General features: G+C 53.5%; 14 protein-coding genes. 6 read left to right on the plus strand and 8 right to left on the minus strand.

Annotated features, from left to right (window positions below):
* Positions 1-10 precede the first annotated feature (10 nt).
* Positions 11-2,065 (minus strand): DNA helicase IV, encoded by a 2,055-nt coding sequence (gene helD / locus PGR10_RS14355; RefSeq protein ID WP_430923679.1) that lies wholly within the window; start codon positions 2,063-2,065, stop codon positions 11-13.
* A gap of 123 nt (positions 2,066-2,188) precedes the next feature.
* Between helD and PGR10_RS14360 the strand changes: the two genes are divergently transcribed.
* Both PGR10_RS14360 and yccS read left to right on the plus strand, forming a co-directional pair.
* Positions 2,189-2,635: a YccF domain-containing protein gene (locus PGR10_RS14360; protein ID WP_020079238.1), complete on the plus strand. Its 447-nt coding sequence runs from the start codon at positions 2,189-2,191 to the stop codon at positions 2,633-2,635.
* 17 nt (positions 2,636-2,652) lie between these two features.
* Complete coding sequence (gene yccS / locus PGR10_RS14365; RefSeq protein WP_087858126.1) at positions 2,653-4,788, plus strand: YccS family putative transporter; 2,136 nt, start codon at positions 2,653-2,655, stop codon at positions 4,786-4,788.
* On the opposite strand, the gene PGR10_RS14370 is transcribed toward yccS, so the two are convergent.
* A complete protein-coding gene (locus PGR10_RS14370; RefSeq protein WP_183269027.1) occupies positions 4,776-5,399 on the minus strand; it encodes a TfoX/Sxy family DNA transformation protein in 624 nt (207 codons plus the stop codon). The genes yccS and PGR10_RS14370 overlap by 13 nt on opposite strands.
* A gap of 449 nt (positions 5,400-5,848) precedes the next feature.
* Here PGR10_RS14370 and sulA point away from each other — a divergent pair, with 449 nt between their 5' ends.
* Together sulA and ompA are read left to right on the plus strand one after the other, a co-directional pair.
* Positions 5,849-6,358, plus strand: a complete 510-nt coding sequence (sulA, locus tag PGR10_RS14375) for an SOS-induced cell division inhibitor SulA (RefSeq protein WP_087858128.1) — start codon at positions 5,849-5,851, stop codon at positions 6,356-6,358.
* Positions 6,359-6,710: 352 nt separating this feature from the next.
* Positions 6,711-7,763, plus strand: coding sequence for a porin OmpA (gene ompA / locus PGR10_RS14380; RefSeq protein WP_087858164.1), 1,053 nt, complete (start codon positions 6,711-6,713; stop codon positions 7,761-7,763).
* A 93-nt stretch (positions 7,764-7,856) separates the two neighbouring features.
* Here ompA and matP read toward each other — a convergent pair whose 3' ends face one another.
* Positions 7,857-8,309 carry a macrodomain Ter protein MatP gene (gene matP / locus PGR10_RS14385; protein ID WP_087858129.1) on the minus strand — a complete coding sequence of 151 codons (453 nt, stop codon included), beginning with the start codon at positions 8,307-8,309 and terminating at the stop codon, positions 7,857-7,859.
* A 185-nt stretch (positions 8,310-8,494) separates the two neighbouring features.
* Between matP and PGR10_RS14390 the strand changes: the two genes are divergently transcribed.
* Positions 8,495-10,252 carry an AAA family ATPase gene (locus PGR10_RS14390; RefSeq protein WP_430923681.1) on the plus strand — a complete coding sequence of 586 codons (1,758 nt, stop codon included), beginning with the start codon at positions 8,495-8,497 and terminating at the stop codon, positions 10,250-10,252.
* A 69-nt stretch (positions 10,253-10,321) separates the two neighbouring features.
* Positions 10,322-10,840: a bifunctional 3-hydroxydecanoyl-ACP dehydratase/trans-2-decenoyl-ACP isomerase gene (fabA, locus tag PGR10_RS14395; RefSeq protein WP_015704907.1), complete on the plus strand. Its 519-nt coding sequence runs from the start codon at positions 10,322-10,324 to the stop codon at positions 10,838-10,840.
* A gap of 93 nt (positions 10,841-10,933) precedes the next feature.
* Here the strand turns inward: fabA and rmf are convergent, their stop codons facing one another.
* The 5 genes from rmf to PGR10_RS14420 all read right to left on the minus strand — a co-directional run bounded on the left by rmf (position 10,934) and on the right by PGR10_RS14420 (position 16,737).
* Entirely contained in the window at positions 10,934-11,101 is a 168-nt protein-coding gene (rmf, locus tag PGR10_RS14400) for a ribosome modulation factor (RefSeq protein ID WP_015704906.1), read from the minus strand.
* 255 nt (positions 11,102-11,356) lie between these two features.
* Complete coding sequence (gene pqiC, locus PGR10_RS14405; protein ID WP_049051536.1) at positions 11,357-11,920, minus strand: membrane integrity-associated transporter subunit PqiC; 564 nt, start codon at positions 11,918-11,920, stop codon at positions 11,357-11,359.
* Positions 11,917-13,557 (minus strand): intermembrane transport protein PqiB, encoded by a 1,641-nt coding sequence (gene pqiB, locus PGR10_RS14410; RefSeq protein WP_113374276.1) that lies wholly within the window; start codon positions 13,555-13,557, stop codon positions 11,917-11,919. The genes pqiC and pqiB overlap by 4 nt, the downstream gene beginning before the upstream one ends.
* Positions 13,547-14,815 (minus strand): membrane integrity-associated transporter subunit PqiA, encoded by a 1,269-nt coding sequence (pqiA, locus tag PGR10_RS14415; protein WP_032711301.1) that lies wholly within the window; start codon positions 14,813-14,815, stop codon positions 13,547-13,549. The genes pqiB and pqiA overlap by 11 nt, the downstream gene beginning before the upstream one ends.
* A gap of 14 nt (positions 14,816-14,829) precedes the next feature.
* Complete coding sequence (locus tag PGR10_RS14420) at positions 14,830-16,737, minus strand: ABC transporter ATP-binding protein (protein ID WP_020079244.1); 1,908 nt, start codon at positions 16,735-16,737, stop codon at positions 14,830-14,832.
* Positions 16,738-16,745: the final 8 nt, after the last annotated feature.

Consider the following 16,745-nt stretch of genomic DNA (forward strand, 5'->3'; position numbering starts at 1 on the left):
CCGCCGATGCTCAGGGCTTTCGCGCCACCGGCGCGCCCAACTCCTGCAGCATCTCAACAAACGGCGATGGTCGTTCTTTATTGAACAGCAGCCAGACCCGCAGGCGGGCGCGGGTTATCGCCACATACAGTAGCCGACGCTCTTCAGCATCAGGGAAATCTTCCGGCTGTGGCAGCAATGCCTGTTCCATTACCGACTCTCTGGCCGGCGCCGGGAAGGCGTCATCACCCTCCTGCAAGCCCAACACAATAACAAAATCGGCCTGCTGGCCTTTGCTGGCATGAATTGTCATAAAAGCTAGCTGCAGATGCGGCCAACGCGTTGCGGCCTTTTCCAGCGCGGCGGGTTTCAGATGGTGATAGCGCGCCAGCAACAAAATCCGCTGTTCGGGTTTAACGTAGCCGCTTAGCTTGTCGAGCAGATCGTCGAGTTTATCATCGGGCAGCAGGGTCACCGCTTTCTTATCGCCAGCGGTCAGGCTATTCAGCGGCTTAGCCAACTGATGCGGGTTTTGCTGAATAAAACCGTTGGCGATCTCGCCGATACGACCGTTAAATCGATAGGTGGTATCCAGCGCGCAACAGTCCCCTTCGCCAAAGTAGTGGTTAAATGCCGTCGTTAAAGAAAGCTGCGCGCCGCTAAAGCGATAAATCGCCTGCCAGTCGTCACCGACGGCAAATAACGTCGTCTGCTTATTTTGCCGGCGCAGCGCCGCCAGCAGCTCAGCGCGCTGTGGAGAGATATCCTGAAATTCATCCACCAGAATATGTTTCCAGGGGCTCACAAAACGGCCTTTATCCAGTATGTTAACGGCCTGGTGAATAAGCCCGGAGAAATCAACGGCATTCTCCTCTTTCAACGCCGTTTTCCAGGCTTTCAGCAGCGGGGCCATCAGTTTCACACGCTTATTAAAGAGGTCGCGTACCTCTTCAGGCGCGCTGGCGATCATCTCCGCCTGCGAGCCGCCATGCATACGCATCAAACTAACCCAGCGGTCAAGACGACCGGCCAGACGACGCAGCAGCGCGCGATCCTGCCAGAAATCGCCTTCGTCAATCTGCCACTCCATCTCATCCATCAACCACTGACGCCAGCCTTTAGCCTGCGCTTTTTTCTCCTGACACTGCTGCTGCCAGGCCTTCAACAAAAGCTTTTGCCGGGCGGCGGTATCGTTTTCCAGCTTACTGATCGCCGGCACCTTCTTGCTGCCCTGCTGAATAATATGTAACGCCAGTGAATGGAAAGTCCGCGCAGCAATCTCGTCGGTTCCCAATCGCTCCTGAATACGTTCATCCATTTCCTGAGCAGCCTGACGGCCAAACGCCAGGAGCAGGATCTGATCGGCTGCCGCCTCGCCGCGATTTAACAGCCACCCTGCACGAGCAACCAGTACCGAGGTTTTGCCGCTACCGGCGCCGGCAAGTACCAGCAACGAACGCTCGCCGTTAACCACCGCCCGCGCCTGCGCCGGGTTAAGTGGCGAAGACTCAATCTTATCGAAGAAACCGCGATACTGTTCCAGCATGGCTTCGGTATAGGCTTGATTATGCGCCAGGCGAGCCTCGTCGATATCGCTAAGCCAGCATTGACACTGGCGCCACAGTTCGCGGCAGTTATCGAATTCATCCAGACGGCTCTCAGGAAAAGGCAGTCCGGTTAAGGCCCGGCGTATCTTCGCCTGAACATCGGCGACCTGCTGGCGCGTCAGCCACTTGCCTTCGGCGCTAGCGCGTTCAATTTCACTTAACTGTTGGCGCAGTAATTGCGCGGCAATTTCGCTCATCTCCGCGCTCCACTGCTGCCAGAGATTATTGAGATGATGATAGAAATGTTGCGTCTCAGCCCATTCGGTACCATGCAAACGCACAACTTTGCTTTCAGGCAGCGCGAACTCCAGCTCGCCCCACACCAGACCGCGCTTACATTGAACTGACAATAACTGATTGAAAGGTATAAGATACTCATGACGATCGCCGGAGACTTTAACCCCGGCATTCAGCAACTGCACCCTATCATAAGGATGCTGCGCCATGCGTTTGCCCAATGTTGTCGCTTTAAGTTCCATATATCGCCAAATTTCAATCAGTTTGAATGTTTTTAAGTTTAACCGCCCGCGAGCAGGTGCTCCAGCGCAAAAAAACGTTACAATTATCGGGTCTTATTATCCATAGGGTTAAACAGAGGGTTTATGCGTACCATTCTGAATATTTTGAACTTTGTTCTTGGCGGTTTCGCCACCACGCTCGGTTGGCTACTGGCGACGCTGGTCAGTATTATTTTGATCTTCACGTTACCGCTGACGCGTTCATGTTGGGAAATCACCAGGCTATCGCTTTTCCCCTACGGTAATGAAGCCATTCATGTTGATGAACTGGAACCTGAAGCAAAAAACAGCTTACTGAACGCGGGCGGCACTATTTTGAACATTTTGTGGTTCATGTTCTTTGGCTGGTGGCTATGCCTGATGCATATCTTCAGCGGTATCGCCCAGTGCCTGACCATCATTGGTATCCCTGTCGGGATCGCCAACTTTAAAATTGCCGCCATTGCGCTTTGGCCAGTAGGACGCCGCGTGGTCTCCGTTGAAACGGCGCGCGCCGCGCGCGAAGCCAACGCCCGCCGTCGCTTTCAGTAATTGTACGGAACACTGTTATGTTAAGCCCCCTGCTCCGCCGTTATACATGGAATAGCGCCTGGTTATATAACGCCAGGATATTTATTGCGCTTTGTGGCACCACGATTGCGCCGTGGTGGATTGGCGAAGTCAAACTCACCATCCCGTTAACGCTTGGCGTGGTTGCCGCGGCGTTAACCGACCTTGACGATCGCCTTACCGGGCGGCTACGTAATCTCGCTATTACGCTGGTCTGTTTCTTTATTGCTTCAGCGTCGGTGGAATTATTGTTTCCATGGCCGTGGCTGTTTGCAATTGGCTTAACTCTGTCTACAACTGGGTTCATCCTGCTCGGTGGGCTGGGTCAACGCTATGCCACCATTGCTTTCGGCGCCTTACTGATCGCTATCTACACCATGTTAGGGGTCACTCTGTATAATAGCTGGTACCTGCAGCCGCTCTTTTTGCTGGCTGGGGCCATCTGGTACAACGTATTAACGCTCGCCGGGCATCTTATTTTTCCCATTCGCCCGCTGCAGGATAACCTTGCGCGCAGCTATGAACAGCTGGCGCAGTATCTCGAACTTAAATCCCGACTGTTCGATCCGGATATCGAAGATGAAAGTCAGGCGCCGTTGTACGATCTGGCGCTTGCTAACGGCAAGCTGGTCGCGATGCTTAACCAGACGAAAGCGTCTTTACTGACGCGCCTGCGCGGTGACCGCGGGCAACGTGGTACTCGTCGCACCCTGCAGTACTATTTCGTCGCCCAGGACATTCATGAACGTGCCAGCTCATCTCATATTCAGTATCAGACGCTGCGCGACCATTTCCGCTACAGCGATGTGATGTTCCGCTTCCAGCGGATGCTGTCGATGCAGGCGCAGGCGTGTCAGAAACTCTCCCGCGCCATCCTCTTACGCATTCCGTATCAGCATGATGCGCACTTCGAACGCGCCTTTATGCATCTCGACGCGGCACTGGATCGCGTCCGCGCCAGCGGCGCGCCGCAAGATCAGGTCAAAGCGCTGGGTTTTCTGCTCAATAACCTGCGCGCCATTGATGCGCAATTGGCAACCATCGAATCGGTGCAAACCAGCGTGCTGGCCAGCAACCACCCCGAAAACCTGCTTGCAGACGATCGCCCCAGCGGGTTTAGCGACATTTGGTTACGGCTGCGCAGTAATATGACCCCGGAATCGGCGCTTTTCCGCCACGCGGTGCGGATGTCGCTGGTGCTGTGCGCGGGCTATGCCTTTATTCAGTTTACCGGCCTCAACCACGGTTACTGGATTTTGCTCACCAGCCTGTTTGTTTGCCAGCCTAACTATAACGCTACCCGGCATCGCCTGGCGTTAAGGATCATCGGTACATTGATTGGCGTCGCGATCGGCCTACCGGTGCTGCTGCTGGTTCCTTCGGTCGAAGGCCAACTGCTGCTCATAGTACTAACCGGTGTGCTGTTTTTCGCTTTTCGCAACGTCCAGTATGCGCATGCCACTATGTTTATCACGCTGCTGGTACTGCTGTGCTTTAACCTGTTGGGCGAGGGATTCGAAGTCGCTTTACCGCGTATCCTCGATACATTAATCGGCTGCGCTATCGCCTGGGCGGCAGTGACCTTTATCTGGCCAGACTGGAACTTCCGTAATTTACCTCGCGTACTGGATCAGGCTATCAACGCTAACTGCCGTTATCTGGACGCTATTCTTGAGCAGTATCATCAGGGGCGCGACAACCGTCTTGAGTATCGCGTCGCCAGGCGTAATGCACATAACCGGGATAGCGAGCTGGCATCAGTGGTATCCAATTTATCCACAGAGCCCAAAGCCGATAACACAATGCGTGAAACGGCATTCCGCCTGCTGTGCCTGAACCATACTTTTACCAGCTATATTTCCGCATTGGGGGCGCACAGGGAAAAGCTGACGACTCCGGAAATACTGGCGTTACTCGATGACGCCGTCTGCTACGTTGATGATGCGCTGCATCATTCTCCCGCGGACGAACAGCGCGTTCAGCTGGCGCTCAGCAATCTGCAATCGCGAATTCAGCATCTGGAACCGCGAGCCGACAGTAAGGAACCATTGGTCCTGCAGCAGATTGGGCTACTGCTCGCACTGCTGCCCGAAATATGTCGCCTGCAGCGCCGGATTGCCGGTCAACCGGAGTAATCCTCCACGCCGTATCCTTGCGTATTAGCCCACTCCCGTAGCTCCTGGCGCCGCTGCGCCGGGAGCGCGGCGGAATGGGTGCCGGCAATCGCGCCCGCCAGGGACTCGAGGACATTGATTGATATTCCTTTATTATGCTCCCTCAATTTTAACCAGCTTTTTTCCGCACCGATTGTACGCAGCATTTTCACATCGGTTATTCCAGCATGAATCAACATCAATTCCATGTGGAAGCTGATATTAGGCAAATCCTTTAGCCTGCCGGAATCACGCTGATGCTGCTTTTCGCTACGCGCCGTATGCAATGACAGTTTCGAGAGATGAAACAGCATTTTACTGTCCTGCCATAATGCTTCATCTATACGGTAATATTTTAGCGCCACCGGCCGACCATTTTTGCGCATGATTAGCATTGGGCTATGATGCTCGACCCGATATTCTGCGCTTTGCTCACACACTCTAAGATAGATTTCGCCCTCGGCCACCATGGCAAACACGGTATTCTCTATCGCCAGGCTGTATCCGCCAAATAAAGGCCGGCTACTGATTTTGCCTAAGGGGGAAAGGCACTCCTGAAACTGGAGGAACCGTAATTTTGAAATTTTCTTCATGATCATTCCTTTGGTAATCATGGACATAAAAGTAATTTTATTAACGGATCCGTTATTGAAGAAAATAAGTGAGTTCGTTTTGTGCAGCAAGATGAATTTTGGCTTCATTTCAACCAGCTCGCCGTTTTGCGAGGCGCTTTCAGGAAAAAGTTATTCTGCAAATCCTGTTGCAGAGACTCGCTGAATACTTAAGCAATGTTAATTGATGAACAGCATATCGGCCCCATTGACGACATGGTCGGCAGCCGTGAAGTAGAGATTAATGGAGGAGAATGTCTCCAGCGGGTTCAGCACAGAGACCGTGAATTCATATAAATAAGTCGCTGCGGCTCTGATTCATAGGCGAGGAGAGTGAATAAAATATATGCGAAAATGGGAAAATGAGGTTGACGTTAACCCCTGGCAGATATACTGTATATGCATACAGTAACTCACAGGCGGGATAGACTATGTTTACTTCAGCTCACGCAAATCGTTCACCACTGACTTCGGCTTCAGTACGTCGCCCTTCGCACAGCGTCGTCGAACATTCAGCCACTGGGCTGATTAGTGAAATCGTCTATCGCGAAGATCAACCCATGATGACGCAGCTTTTGTTGCTACCTTTATTACAACAGTTGGGCCAGCAGTCGCGCTGGCAGCTGTGGCTCACGCCGCAGCAGAAGCTGAGTAAAGAATGGGTACAGTCGTCCGGCCTGCCGCTATCAAAAGTGATGCAAATTAACCAGATGTCGCCCTGCAACACTCTGGAATCGATGATTCGCGCTTTACGTACCGGGAATTATAGCGTGGTTATCGGCTGGCTGGCGGATGAACTCACTGAACAAGAGCATGAACGTCTGGCGCAGGCTGCAGAAGAAGGTCATGCGATGGGCTTTATCATGCGCCCGGTGAGAAATACAAGCCAGCCTGGGAGACAATTAAGTGGGCTAAAAATTCACTCAAATTTATATCATTGAGTGAAATTAGGATTAATCCTGGAATTTTTTTTGCCTCATCAAAAACCATTCTCACAAAGTGGTTAATTTCACTGAGATCCCGGTGTGGTGCGGTTTTGCGACTTTTTACCGTGTTCACAAATTAACCATATTTGTTAAATATTGTGTATACAACCCTTTTTTTTCATATGCCTGACCGAGTTCACACTTGTAAGTTTCTAACTAAGTTGTAGACTTTACATCGCCAGGGGTGATCGGCTTACGCTGCATGTATCAGCATAGTTAACAACGAGTCACGCCCCCGGTGAAGGATTTAACCGTGAGGTCTTATGTACCTTCATGGCGAATTTTGGATGATAATGAGGCGCAAAAAATGAAAAAGACAGCTATCGCGATTGCAGTGGCACTGGCTGGCTTCGCTACCGTAGCGCAGGCCGCTCCGAAAGATAACACCTGGTATGCAGGTGGTAAACTGGGTTGGTCCCAGTTCCATGACACCGGCTGGTACAACAGCAACCTGAACAACAATGGCCCGACCCACGAAAGCCAGCTGGGCGCTGGTGCGTTCGGTGGTTATCAGGTTAACCCGTACCTCGGTTTCGAAATGGGTTACGACTGGCTGGGCCGTATGCCTTACAAAGGCGACAAAGTTAACGGCGCATTCAAAGCTCAGGGCGTTCAGCTGACCGCTAAACTGGGTTACCCGATCACTGACGATCTGGACATCTACACCCGTCTGGGCGGCATGGTATGGCGCGCTGACTCCAGCAACAGCATCGCTGGCGACAACCACGACACCGGCGTTTCCCCAGTATTCGCTGGCGGCGTTGAGTGGGCTATGACCCGTGACATCGCTACCCGTCTGGAATACCAGTGGGTTAACAACATCGGCGACGCAGGCACTGTAGGCGTTCGTCCGGACAACGGCATGCTGAGCGTTGGTGTTTCCTACCGTTTCGGTCAGGAAGACAATGCACCGGTTGTAGCTCCGGCTCCAGCTCCGGCTCCGGAAGTCACCACCAAGACCTTCACCCTGAAGTCTGACGTACTGTTCAACTTCAACAAAGCAACTCTGAAACCAGAAGGTCAGCAGGCTCTGGATCAGCTGTACACCCAGCTGAGCAACATGGATCCGAAAGACGGTTCTGCAGTTGTTCTGGGTTACACCGACCGCATCGGTTCCGAGCAGTACAACCAGAAACTGTCTGAGAAACGTGCTCAGTCCGTTGTTGACTACCTCGTAGCTAAAGGTATCCCTTCTAACAAGATCTCTGCTCGCGGTATGGGCAAATCTGATCCGGTTACCGGCAACACCTGTGACAACGTGAAAGCTCGCGCTGCACTGATCGACTGCCTGGCTCCGGATCGTCGCGTAGCGATCGAAGTTAAAGGTTACAAAGACGTAGTAACTCAGCCGCAGGCTTAAGTTTTCTACGATAAAAAACCCCGCTTATGCGGGGTTTTTTTTGGCCTGATTTTGAGTTCAAAGGAAAAATAAAGAGCGACATCGTAGCGGGACTTACTCTTTTCCTAAGAGCACCTGCAGATCGTGCTTCAGGCTCGACATCTTGCTGGCATATTTTTCTTTATGCTCGGCGTCTTCAATCAGCTGTACGATGGTTTCTGATAATGTCTTTCCTCGCCGTTGGGCAAGCCCGGCCAGGCGTTGCCATACAACGAACTCCAGATCGATGGACTTTTTCCGCGTATGCTGATGCTCGGCGTTGAAATGACGCTTGCGTCGTGCGCGAATAGTCTGCTTCATCCGGTTAACCAGCTCCGGATTCATATGCTGATCGATCCAGGTATTCACCAGAACAGGTTCATTTTCGAGCGTCAGCAAGACATCGACCGCGGCTTGCGCAGCGCTGGCTTCAATGTAGCGGGTAATCAGCTCACCTTCCCGGTGCTTCTTTACCAGATATTTCCATTTCCAGCCGCTTTCAAGGTTTTCCAGTTGTTGATATTTCATTGCGATCTCAATGTGACCGTGTAACTCATTTCAGGATATCAGTTTTTTCTGGATGTGCTGAGAATAAATCATCTTTCGTGATGTGGACGATTCCATTATCAGCGTGATAAACGCAATCCTCCGTGTGCTCAGACGCGGCTTCGGGTATAATCGCTCGTTTTACATCTGACTAAAAAACAGCGACTTTGACCATTACGAAACTTACCCGAAACGACCTCGCTCCTGATACGGAAAGTTATCAGGCGCTGTTTACCCAGGTCAATCTCGCCGAGACAGAGGCATCCCTCGCCGGCGATCTACAGCCCCGTTTATTTTATGCGCTGGAACAGCTTCTGATCACGCCAGCCATTTCATCTTTTATGCTGGTAAAGGCGCCGGAAGAACCGGAATATCTGCATTGGGTGGCCGAAGCCGCCCGCAGCCTGCAGCAATCCACAACAGCGCTCTTCGGTGTACGCTATCAGGTCAACGGCGGCAACGTAACCATGTCGCCGGCACAAAGCGCGGAAGACAATTTTGCCAGCAGCGGTCCGGTTGAGTCGGCCGACTGGATTGAAGCGGAGCAGCTCTTTGGTTGCGTACGCCAGTTTAACGGCGAAATTTCGCTGCAGCCGGGTCTGGTGCACCGCGCGAACGGTGGCGTCCTGTTGCTCTCCCTGCGTGCGCTACTGGCCCAGCCGCTGCTATGGATGCGCCTGAAGAACATGGTGACCCGTCAGCGTTTTGATTGGTTGTCTATTGACGAATCCCGCCCTCTTCCCGTTAGCATTCCCTCCATGCCGCTGAACCTGAGGATCATTCTGATCGGCGAGCGCGATGCGCTGGCTGACTTTCAGGAGATGGAACCGGAACTCGCGTCGCAGGCCATTTACAGCGAGTATGAAGACAACCTGCAGATAGCCGATGCCGACACCCTGAAACTCTGGTGCCAGTGGGTCTGGCAGAATGCTCGTCAGCTTTCGCTGCCGGGGCTGGCGACTGACGTATGGCCGCTGCTGATTGCAGAAGGCGCGCGAGATACCGGCGATCAGGAGACGCTTCCGCTTTCCCCTCTCTGGATTAGTCGCCAGCTACGTGAAGCGGCAGCCTTCTGCGAAGGCGAATTGATTAGCGGCGCGGAGATGCAAACCATGCTTGAGCGCCGTGAATGGCGTGAAGGCTATCTTGCCGAGCGGATGCGCGATGAAATTCTTCTCGATCAGATAATGATTGATACCGAAGGCGAATGCATCGGTCAGATCAACGCCCTGTCGGTAATCGAGTTTCCAGGCCACCCGCGCGCCTTTGGCGAACCTTCGCGCATCAGCTGCGTAGTGCATATCGGCGATGGCGAATTTATTGATGTTGAACGCAAAGCTGAACTGGGCGGCAATATTCACGCCAAAGGCATGATGATCATGCAGGCCTTTATCATGTCCGAGCTTGAACTTGAACAGCAGCTGCCGTTTAGCGCATCACTGACCTTCGAGCAGTCCTACAGTGAAGTGGATGGCGATAGCGCCTCAATGGCTGAACTGTGCGCTCTCATCAGCGCGCTGGCCAATGTGCCAATCAACCAGAGTATTGCAATTACCGGTTCGGTCGATCAGTTCGGTCGCGTCCAGCCGGTCGGCGGACTAAACGAAAAGATTGAAGGTTTCTTCACCATCTGTCAGCAGCGCGGATTAACAGGCAAGCAAGGCGTCATTATCCCATCTGCCAACGTCCGCCATCTGAGCCTCGCCCAGGAACTTCGCCAGGCCGTGGCTGATGAGCAGTTCTTTATCTGGGCCATTGATGATGTTACCGAAGCCCTGCCGCTTCTCACCCAGCTGCAATGGGATGGTGAAGGACAAACGCTACGACAAACTATTCAGGAACGGATTGCGCAGGCGATGCAACAAGAGACTCGCCATCGTTTTCCATGGCCGCTACGCTGGTTAGGCGGATCAAATTCGAACTGATCGGACTTGTTCAGCTTACACGTGTTAGCTATCCTGCGTCCCGAACTCAAAATAAGGCTTACTGAAAACATGGTAGATAAACGCGAATCCTATACAAAAGAAGATCTTCTTGCCTCTGGTCGTGGTGAACTGTTTGGCGCGAAAGGCCCGCAACTGCCGGCGCCGAGCATGCTGATGATGGACCGCGTCGTCAAGATGACCGAAACCGGCGGCAACTACGACAAGGGTTACGTTGAAGCTGAGCTCGACATCAACCCGGACCTGTGGTTCTTCGGTTGTCACTTCATCGGCGACCCGGTAATGCCTGGCTGTCTGGGTCTGGACGCAATGTGGCAACTGGTTGGCTTCTATCTGGGCTGGCTGGGCGGTGAAGGGAAAGGCCGTGCGCTGGGCGTAGGCGAAGTGAAATTTACCGGTCAGATTCTGCCGACGGCGAAAAAAGTCACCTATCGTATCCACTTCAAACGCATTGTAAACCGTCGCCTGATCATGGGCCTGGCGGATGGCGAAGTGCTGGTTGATGGTCGTCTGATCTACTCTGCAACTGACCTGAAAGTAGGTCTGTTCCAGGATACTTCCGCGTTCTGATTTACCTTCCGTACTTATTCTGAAGTACAAAAGGTCCTGAAGCACAAAAGGCGAAGCCTTCGCAGAGCGAAGGCTTCTTTTTTAAAGAGACAGTCAGGCAGTTTGCACCCTGTCCTCCATGGCTTCTCGCCAACCTCCTAGCCAATGGGACCTCTGATTAAGGGTCTGGTAGGGACACATTTCTTTCGATCTGCCGGTAATGCCGGCCTGATATCCACGCTGATGTGCCCGTTCCAGGCGATCTCGTTTTTGTCTCTTCATGCCTCGTTTCCCTCATTATTTGATCTGGTGGAAAAGAAAACAGTGGTCACTAAATATGCAACCACGTATAACCTTTACCGCGAAACGCAGGCAGCGTCAATGCGCAAAATTCACGCCAGTGTCATATTTGTGAGCTATATGAAAGTTCATTTGTACAAAAATCGTGAGCCAGCACAACTATCAATCTGAAGCGACAAATAAAAAAAGCCGCGGCGATTTTTCAGGTCGCGGCGGCTTTAATTTTATTAATTTTACTTATGGCAGGCGGTTCAGCTCGCTCGCAATCGCGGTGGCTTCCTGGCTCCAGGCCTGCGCCAGGGTCTTAACCATCGCGTCGTAGCCATCCTGCTGTTGCTTAAGTTCAATATTGAACGGACGCTTAATCAGCTGCCCCTGATGCTTAAGCAACCATTCACCGCTAACAATGACCCGGCCATCATAGCGGCCGTGGAAGCCGCTAACGGAGACATTAAGCGTATCCTGCTCGCTGCCTAACGGCTGCGATGCCACCACCCAACCCGGCAGTTGGTTACTCAGATTCGCCACCAGCGTAGTACGTAACTGCTGATCCAGCGGGCTGGCCCACAGGTTGTTATTAGCAATCACATACTGCACATCGGTCGTCTGATAAACCACGCCATTCCCGGCCAGATAATCAGGGATACTGACCTGCTCAACCCACAGCAAATTCTTGCTCTGATGGGCGGCGCTTTGCGCGCCGCTCTTTGCTACCGGTAATTGATAGTAAGTTTTACTCTCACCACCGCTGCTGCAGGCCGTCAGTACGCATACCGCTGCCGCCACTAACCACTTTTTCATTGTTTCGCTCCCTTCGGCTGCGGATCTTTTTTATCCTTGGCCTCAAATACCAGCGCATTGCTCTTGTCGTTGAGGGTTTTCAGTACCGGCTGCAGTTCACGAAGTACCTGATCCAGTCGCTGCATATCCGCAACCATCTTATTGTAGGCTGCCGAGCCCGGCTGGAAGCCCTGCATACTGCGGTTCAACTCGCGCAACGTGCTCTGCATATCGGCAGGAAGCTGCTGCATCGACTGGCTTGAGGTGATCTTATTCAAGTTGTCGAGCGTAGTCTGGACACGCTGCATGGTTTTCTGGCTCTGCGCCAGGGTACTGGTCGCCTGCTCCAGCAGTGGGTTAATCGGCAGATTGTTGATCTTATCGAGCGCATCCATCAGACGCTGCTGGATTTGCGCCAGACCGCCGCTGACGGTTGGAATGATCGGATAGCCGCCGAACTCCTGAATCTTGCCGCGCGGAGGCGCTTTCGGATAGAAGTCTAGATCGATATACAGCGCGCCGGTGACCAGGTTGCCGGTTTTCAGCGAACCGCGCAGGCCGCGATTGATCAGATCGTCAATATGCGCGCGAATATTAGGGTCGCCGCCCAGCTGGTTGATTAGACGTTCCGGCTCAATACGCACTTCTACCGGGATACGATAATCATCGTTCAGGCTCTGTTTCAAACCAGGGATAAAGAACGGTACTTTGCCGACGGTACCAAGGCGAATACCGCGGAATTCAACCGGCGCTCCCGGCTGGAGACCACGCACAGAATCTTTAAAGAACAGGACGTAATCGATATGCTGGGTGAACACCGAATCCTGGATACTCCTCTGATCGTCAAACAGGTGGTATTCCGTTTTATTCGCCACCGGCTCGCCGAGATCCAGTCCTTCCGGGATGTCAAAGCTTACACCGCCGCCAAACAGCGTCGACAGCGATCCCATCTCAACGCGCATCCCCGCGGACGTGAGGTCAACCGCGATACCGCTATCTTTCCAGAAGCGAACGTTAGTCGTCACCAGGCGGTCGTTCGGCGCGTTGATAAACAGCTGGTAAGTGATGCGACGCTTCTGCGTATCAAAGGTGCTGGTTTCAACAGAACCGACGCGATAGCCGCGGAACAGCACCGGATCGCCAGGCGAGAGTTGCCCGGCTTTGCTACTTTCCAGCAGAACACGGATACCTTTGGCATCCGGTGAAGCCAGAGGCGGCGAGTCCAATAATGGATACTGCGGCGCCACAGAACCTGCTTTACCTGGCTGCAATTCGATATAGGCGCCGGAAAGCAAGGTGCCGAGGCCGCTGATCCCCTCGCGCCCCACCTGCGGTTTCACCACCCAGAACACCGAATCTTTATGCAGTAGCTTCTGCATCCCCGAGTTCAGACGCGCTTTAATTTCTACGTGTTTCAGGTCATCAGTCAGGATAGCGCTTTCCACTACCCCGACATCAACGCTGCGGCTCTTGATACGCGTTTTACCCCCTTCAATGCCTTCGGCGTTGGTGGTGATAAGCGTCACCTCCGGCCCCTGATGGCTATAGTGGTAAAACAGTATCCATGCGCCGATGAGCACAGTCACAATCGGAAAGATCCAGACCGGTGACCAGTTCTTCACCTTCTGCACTTTCGCTTCTCCGCTCTTATTTTCCATGCTGTTGCATTTCCTCATGGCTTGGATCTGGTTCACGGTCCCACAATAGACGTGGGTCAAACATCATGGCCGAGAACATGGTCATAACAACGACCAGCGCGAACATCACCGCGCCTATCGCCGGATAGATATTCATCAAGCCTCCCATGCGCACCAGCGCCGAGAGTACCGCGATGACAAAAACGTCGATCATTGACCAACGGCCAACAAATTCAACCACTTCATAGATTAGGTGCATACGCTCTGAATCACGCGCGCCGTTACCATTCGCGCTCCAGCACAGCCAACCGATAGCGATCATTTTTAACGTTGGCACCATGATACTGGCGATAAAGATAACCAGCGCAACCGGGTAAGAGCCCTCACTCCACAGCAGAACGACGCCCGCCATGATCGTCGACGGCATTTTATCGCCCAGCAGATCGGTAATCATAATCGGCAGAATATTGGCGGGTAGATAGAGCACAAACGATGTCATCAGCAGCGCCAGCGTCCACTGCAGGCTGTTTTTACGCCGCGGGGTACCTTTGGTGTGACAGCGCGGACACTCTTTCTCATCCGCTGGCAGCACCGCCGTACAGCACGAGCAGGAGCGTAATCCCTGTCGCAGCCCCGGCACGCCAGGGCGTAGCGGCTGCTTAATGACCGGCATTGGCGCAATGTCGTCCCATAACCAGCGGCGATCGACGCACTGAAACGCCCGCAACTGCAGCAGGCAGAACAGACACCAGGGAACAAAGCTCAGCCCTACGCCGATATCACCGTAGGCCATTAGCTTCACGAAGCTGACCAGCACCCCGGCGAGGAAAATCTCCGCCATCCCCCAGCTTTTGAGGTGAAACAAGATGCGCGCCAGAAACGCCTTCAAGCGTGAAGGCATATGAACGCGATTGACCAACAATAAGATGGTTACCAGACAAAACGCCGGGACCAGTTGGACAAACAGTAAAAAGAACGTACCGAGGCTGGCGTAATCCTCGGTGAACAACACATTAGGTATTTCCAGCAGCTCAATTTCGCTGCTGATCCCGCCGACTTTCATATAAACAAAAGGAAACAGGTTCGCCAGCAGCAGCATGAACAGCGCCACCAGCGCATAGGCCGTGGGGCGCTGCCGCGGCGCGTCCCACGATGTGGTGAGCGTGGTGCCGCAGCGTGGGCATGCGGCTTTCTGGCGATGCTCCAGCGGCGGCAAAGCCACCAGCAGATCACATTGTGGGCACAATATGTGCCGCGCAGCATGATGATGATCGCACATGAACACTCCTCAGCTTAAGCGCCGTTTTTGAGTCCTTCGAGATATTCCCAGCGTTCAAAGGCCGCTTCCAGGGCCTGTTCCGCTTCCGCTAACTGCGCCAGCACCTGCTGGGTCTGGTCATGCGGCTGGCCGAAGAACGAAGGATCGGCAACTTTTTCCTGCAGCGTCTGCAGTTGAGTTTCCAGATCTTCCAGCTTCTGCGGCAGCTGTTCCAGTTCGCGCTGCAGGTTATAGCTTAGTTTGCTGGCGGCGCGTTTGACACTTTCTGCTTTCGGTTGAGCGACTTCCGCCGTTTTTTTTACAATCGGCTGTTTATTCGCCAGCGACTGCGCTTGCTGTCCACGCGCGTCGTGATAACCACCGATATATTGGCCGATACGCCCGCCGCCCTCGAAGATCCAGCACTCGGTCACGGTGTTATCGACAAATTGACGATCGTGGCTCACCAGCATCACGGTGCCCTGGTAGCCATCGATCAGCTCTTCCAGCAGTTCCAGCGTTTCGACATCAAGGTCGTTAGTCGGTTCATCGAGAATCAATAAGTTACTGGGTTTCAGGAACAAGCGCGCGAGCAGCAGACGATTACGCTCCCCGCCGGACAACGCGCGTACCGGGGTCATCGCCCGTTTTGGATGGAACAGGAAGTCCTGCAGATAGCCCAGCACGTGACGCGGCTTACCGTTTACCATCACCTCTTGCTTACCTTCCGCAAGGTTATCCATCACCGTGCGGTCCGGATCCAGCTCCGCGCGGTGCTGGTCGAAGTAGGCGACTTCCAGCTTGGTACCGACGTGGATACGCCCGCTATCGGCCTGTAGCTGACCGAGCATCAGCTTCAGCAGCGTGGTTTTACCGCAACCGTTCGGGCCAATCAGCGCAATCTTGTCGCCACGCTGGATTTGCGCGGAGAAATCTTTGACCAGCACTTTGCCGTCAACCTGATAGTTGACGTTTTCCATCTCAAAGACGATTTTGCCGGAGCGAGAAGCCTCCTCGACCTGCATCTTCGCGCTGCCCATAACTTCACGGCGCTCGCCGCGTTCGCGACGCATGGCTTTCAGCGCGCGGACGCGTCCTTCGTTGCGGGTACGACGCGCTTTAATCCCCTGGCGGATCCACACCTCTTCCTGCGCCAGCTTGCGGTCGAATTCAGCATTCTGCAGCTCTTCAACCCGCAGCGCTTCTTCTTTATCCAGCAGATATTGATCGTAATTGCCCGGATAGGTCACCAGCTTGCCGCGATCGAGATCGACGATGCGCGTTGCCATATTGCGGATAAAAGAACGGTCGTGCGAAATGAAGATGATGGTGCCTTTGAAAGATTTGAGGAACCCTTCCAGCCAGTCGATAGTTTCGATATCGAGGTGGTTAGTCGGTTCATCCAGCAGCAGTACGCGAGGCCCGCTAACCAGCGCGCGGCCCAGCGCCGCTTTACGCAGCCAGCCGCCGGACAGCGACGCAAGCTGCGCGTCGGCGTTAAGGCCAAGCTGCTCGATCACTTCGTTGATACGACTATCCAACTGCCACAGCCCCAGGTTATCCAGCTGTTCCTGCAGGCGGGCCAGTTCATTTAAATTTTTGTCGCTCGGATCGGTCATCACCTGATGCGAAACGTCATGATAGGCCTTCAGGTACGCCGCCTGTTCGGCGATCCCTTCCGCGACAAAATCGTACACCGTACCGGCGACGTTACGCGGAGGATCCTGCTGCAGACGCGCGACGATCAGATCCTGTTCATAAATAATACGCCCATCGTCCAGACCCTGCTCGCGGTTGAGGATTTTCATCAGGGTCGATTTACCCGCGCCGTTACGCCCAACCAGACAAACGCGTTCGTTATCTTCGATATGCAGTTCAGCATTATCCAGCAGCGGCGCATCGCTGAACGAAAGCCAGGCGCCGTGCATACTAATCAGTGACATTCTTTATT

It is taken from the genome of Klebsiella sp. 141198 (assembly GCF_050600785.1).
Lineage (GTDB): Bacteria > Pseudomonadota > Gammaproteobacteria > Enterobacterales > Enterobacteriaceae > Klebsiella > Klebsiella aerogenes.

What these genes read in the sequence shown, in the direction of transcription:
- helD (WP_430923679.1), bottom strand. Translation starts at nt 2,065, where the DNA reads ATGGAACTTAAAGCGACAACATTGGGCAAACGCATGGCGCAGCATCCT.
- PGR10_RS14360 (WP_020079238.1), top strand. Translation starts at nt 2,189, where the DNA reads ATGCGTACCATTCTGAATATTTTGAACTTTGTTCTTGGCGGTTTCGCC.
- yccS (WP_087858126.1), top strand. Translation starts at nt 2,653, where the DNA reads ATGTTAAGCCCCCTGCTCCGCCGTTATACATGGAATAGCGCCTGGTTA.
- PGR10_RS14370 (WP_183269027.1), bottom strand. Translation starts at nt 5,399, where the DNA reads ATGAAGAAAATTTCAAAATTACGGTTCCTCCAGTTTCAGGAGTGCCTT.
- sulA (WP_087858128.1), top strand. Translation starts at nt 5,849, where the DNA reads ATGTTTACTTCAGCTCACGCAAATCGTTCACCACTGACTTCGGCTTCA.
- ompA (WP_087858164.1), top strand. Translation starts at nt 6,711, where the DNA reads ATGAAAAAGACAGCTATCGCGATTGCAGTGGCACTGGCTGGCTTCGCT.
- matP (WP_087858129.1), bottom strand. Translation starts at nt 8,309, where the DNA reads ATGAAATATCAACAACTGGAAAACCTTGAAAGCGGCTGGAAATGGAAA.
- fabA (WP_015704907.1), top strand. Translation starts at nt 10,322, where the DNA reads ATGGTAGATAAACGCGAATCCTATACAAAAGAAGATCTTCTTGCCTCT.
- rmf (WP_015704906.1), bottom strand. Translation starts at nt 11,101, where the DNA reads ATGAAGAGACAAAAACGAGATCGCCTGGAACGGGCACATCAGCGTGGA.
- pqiC (WP_049051536.1), bottom strand. Translation starts at nt 11,920, where the DNA reads ATGAAAAAGTGGTTAGTGGCGGCAGCGGTATGCGTACTGACGGCCTGC.
- pqiB (WP_113374276.1), bottom strand. Translation starts at nt 13,557, where the DNA reads ATGGAAAATAAGAGCGGAGAAGCGAAAGTGCAGAAGGTGAAGAACTGG.
- pqiA (WP_032711301.1), bottom strand. Translation starts at nt 14,815, where the DNA reads ATGTGCGATCATCATCATGCTGCGCGGCACATATTGTGCCCACAATGT.
- PGR10_RS14420 (WP_020079244.1), bottom strand. Translation starts at nt 16,737, where the DNA reads ATGTCACTGATTAGTATGCACGGCGCCTGGCTTTCGTTCAGCGATGCG.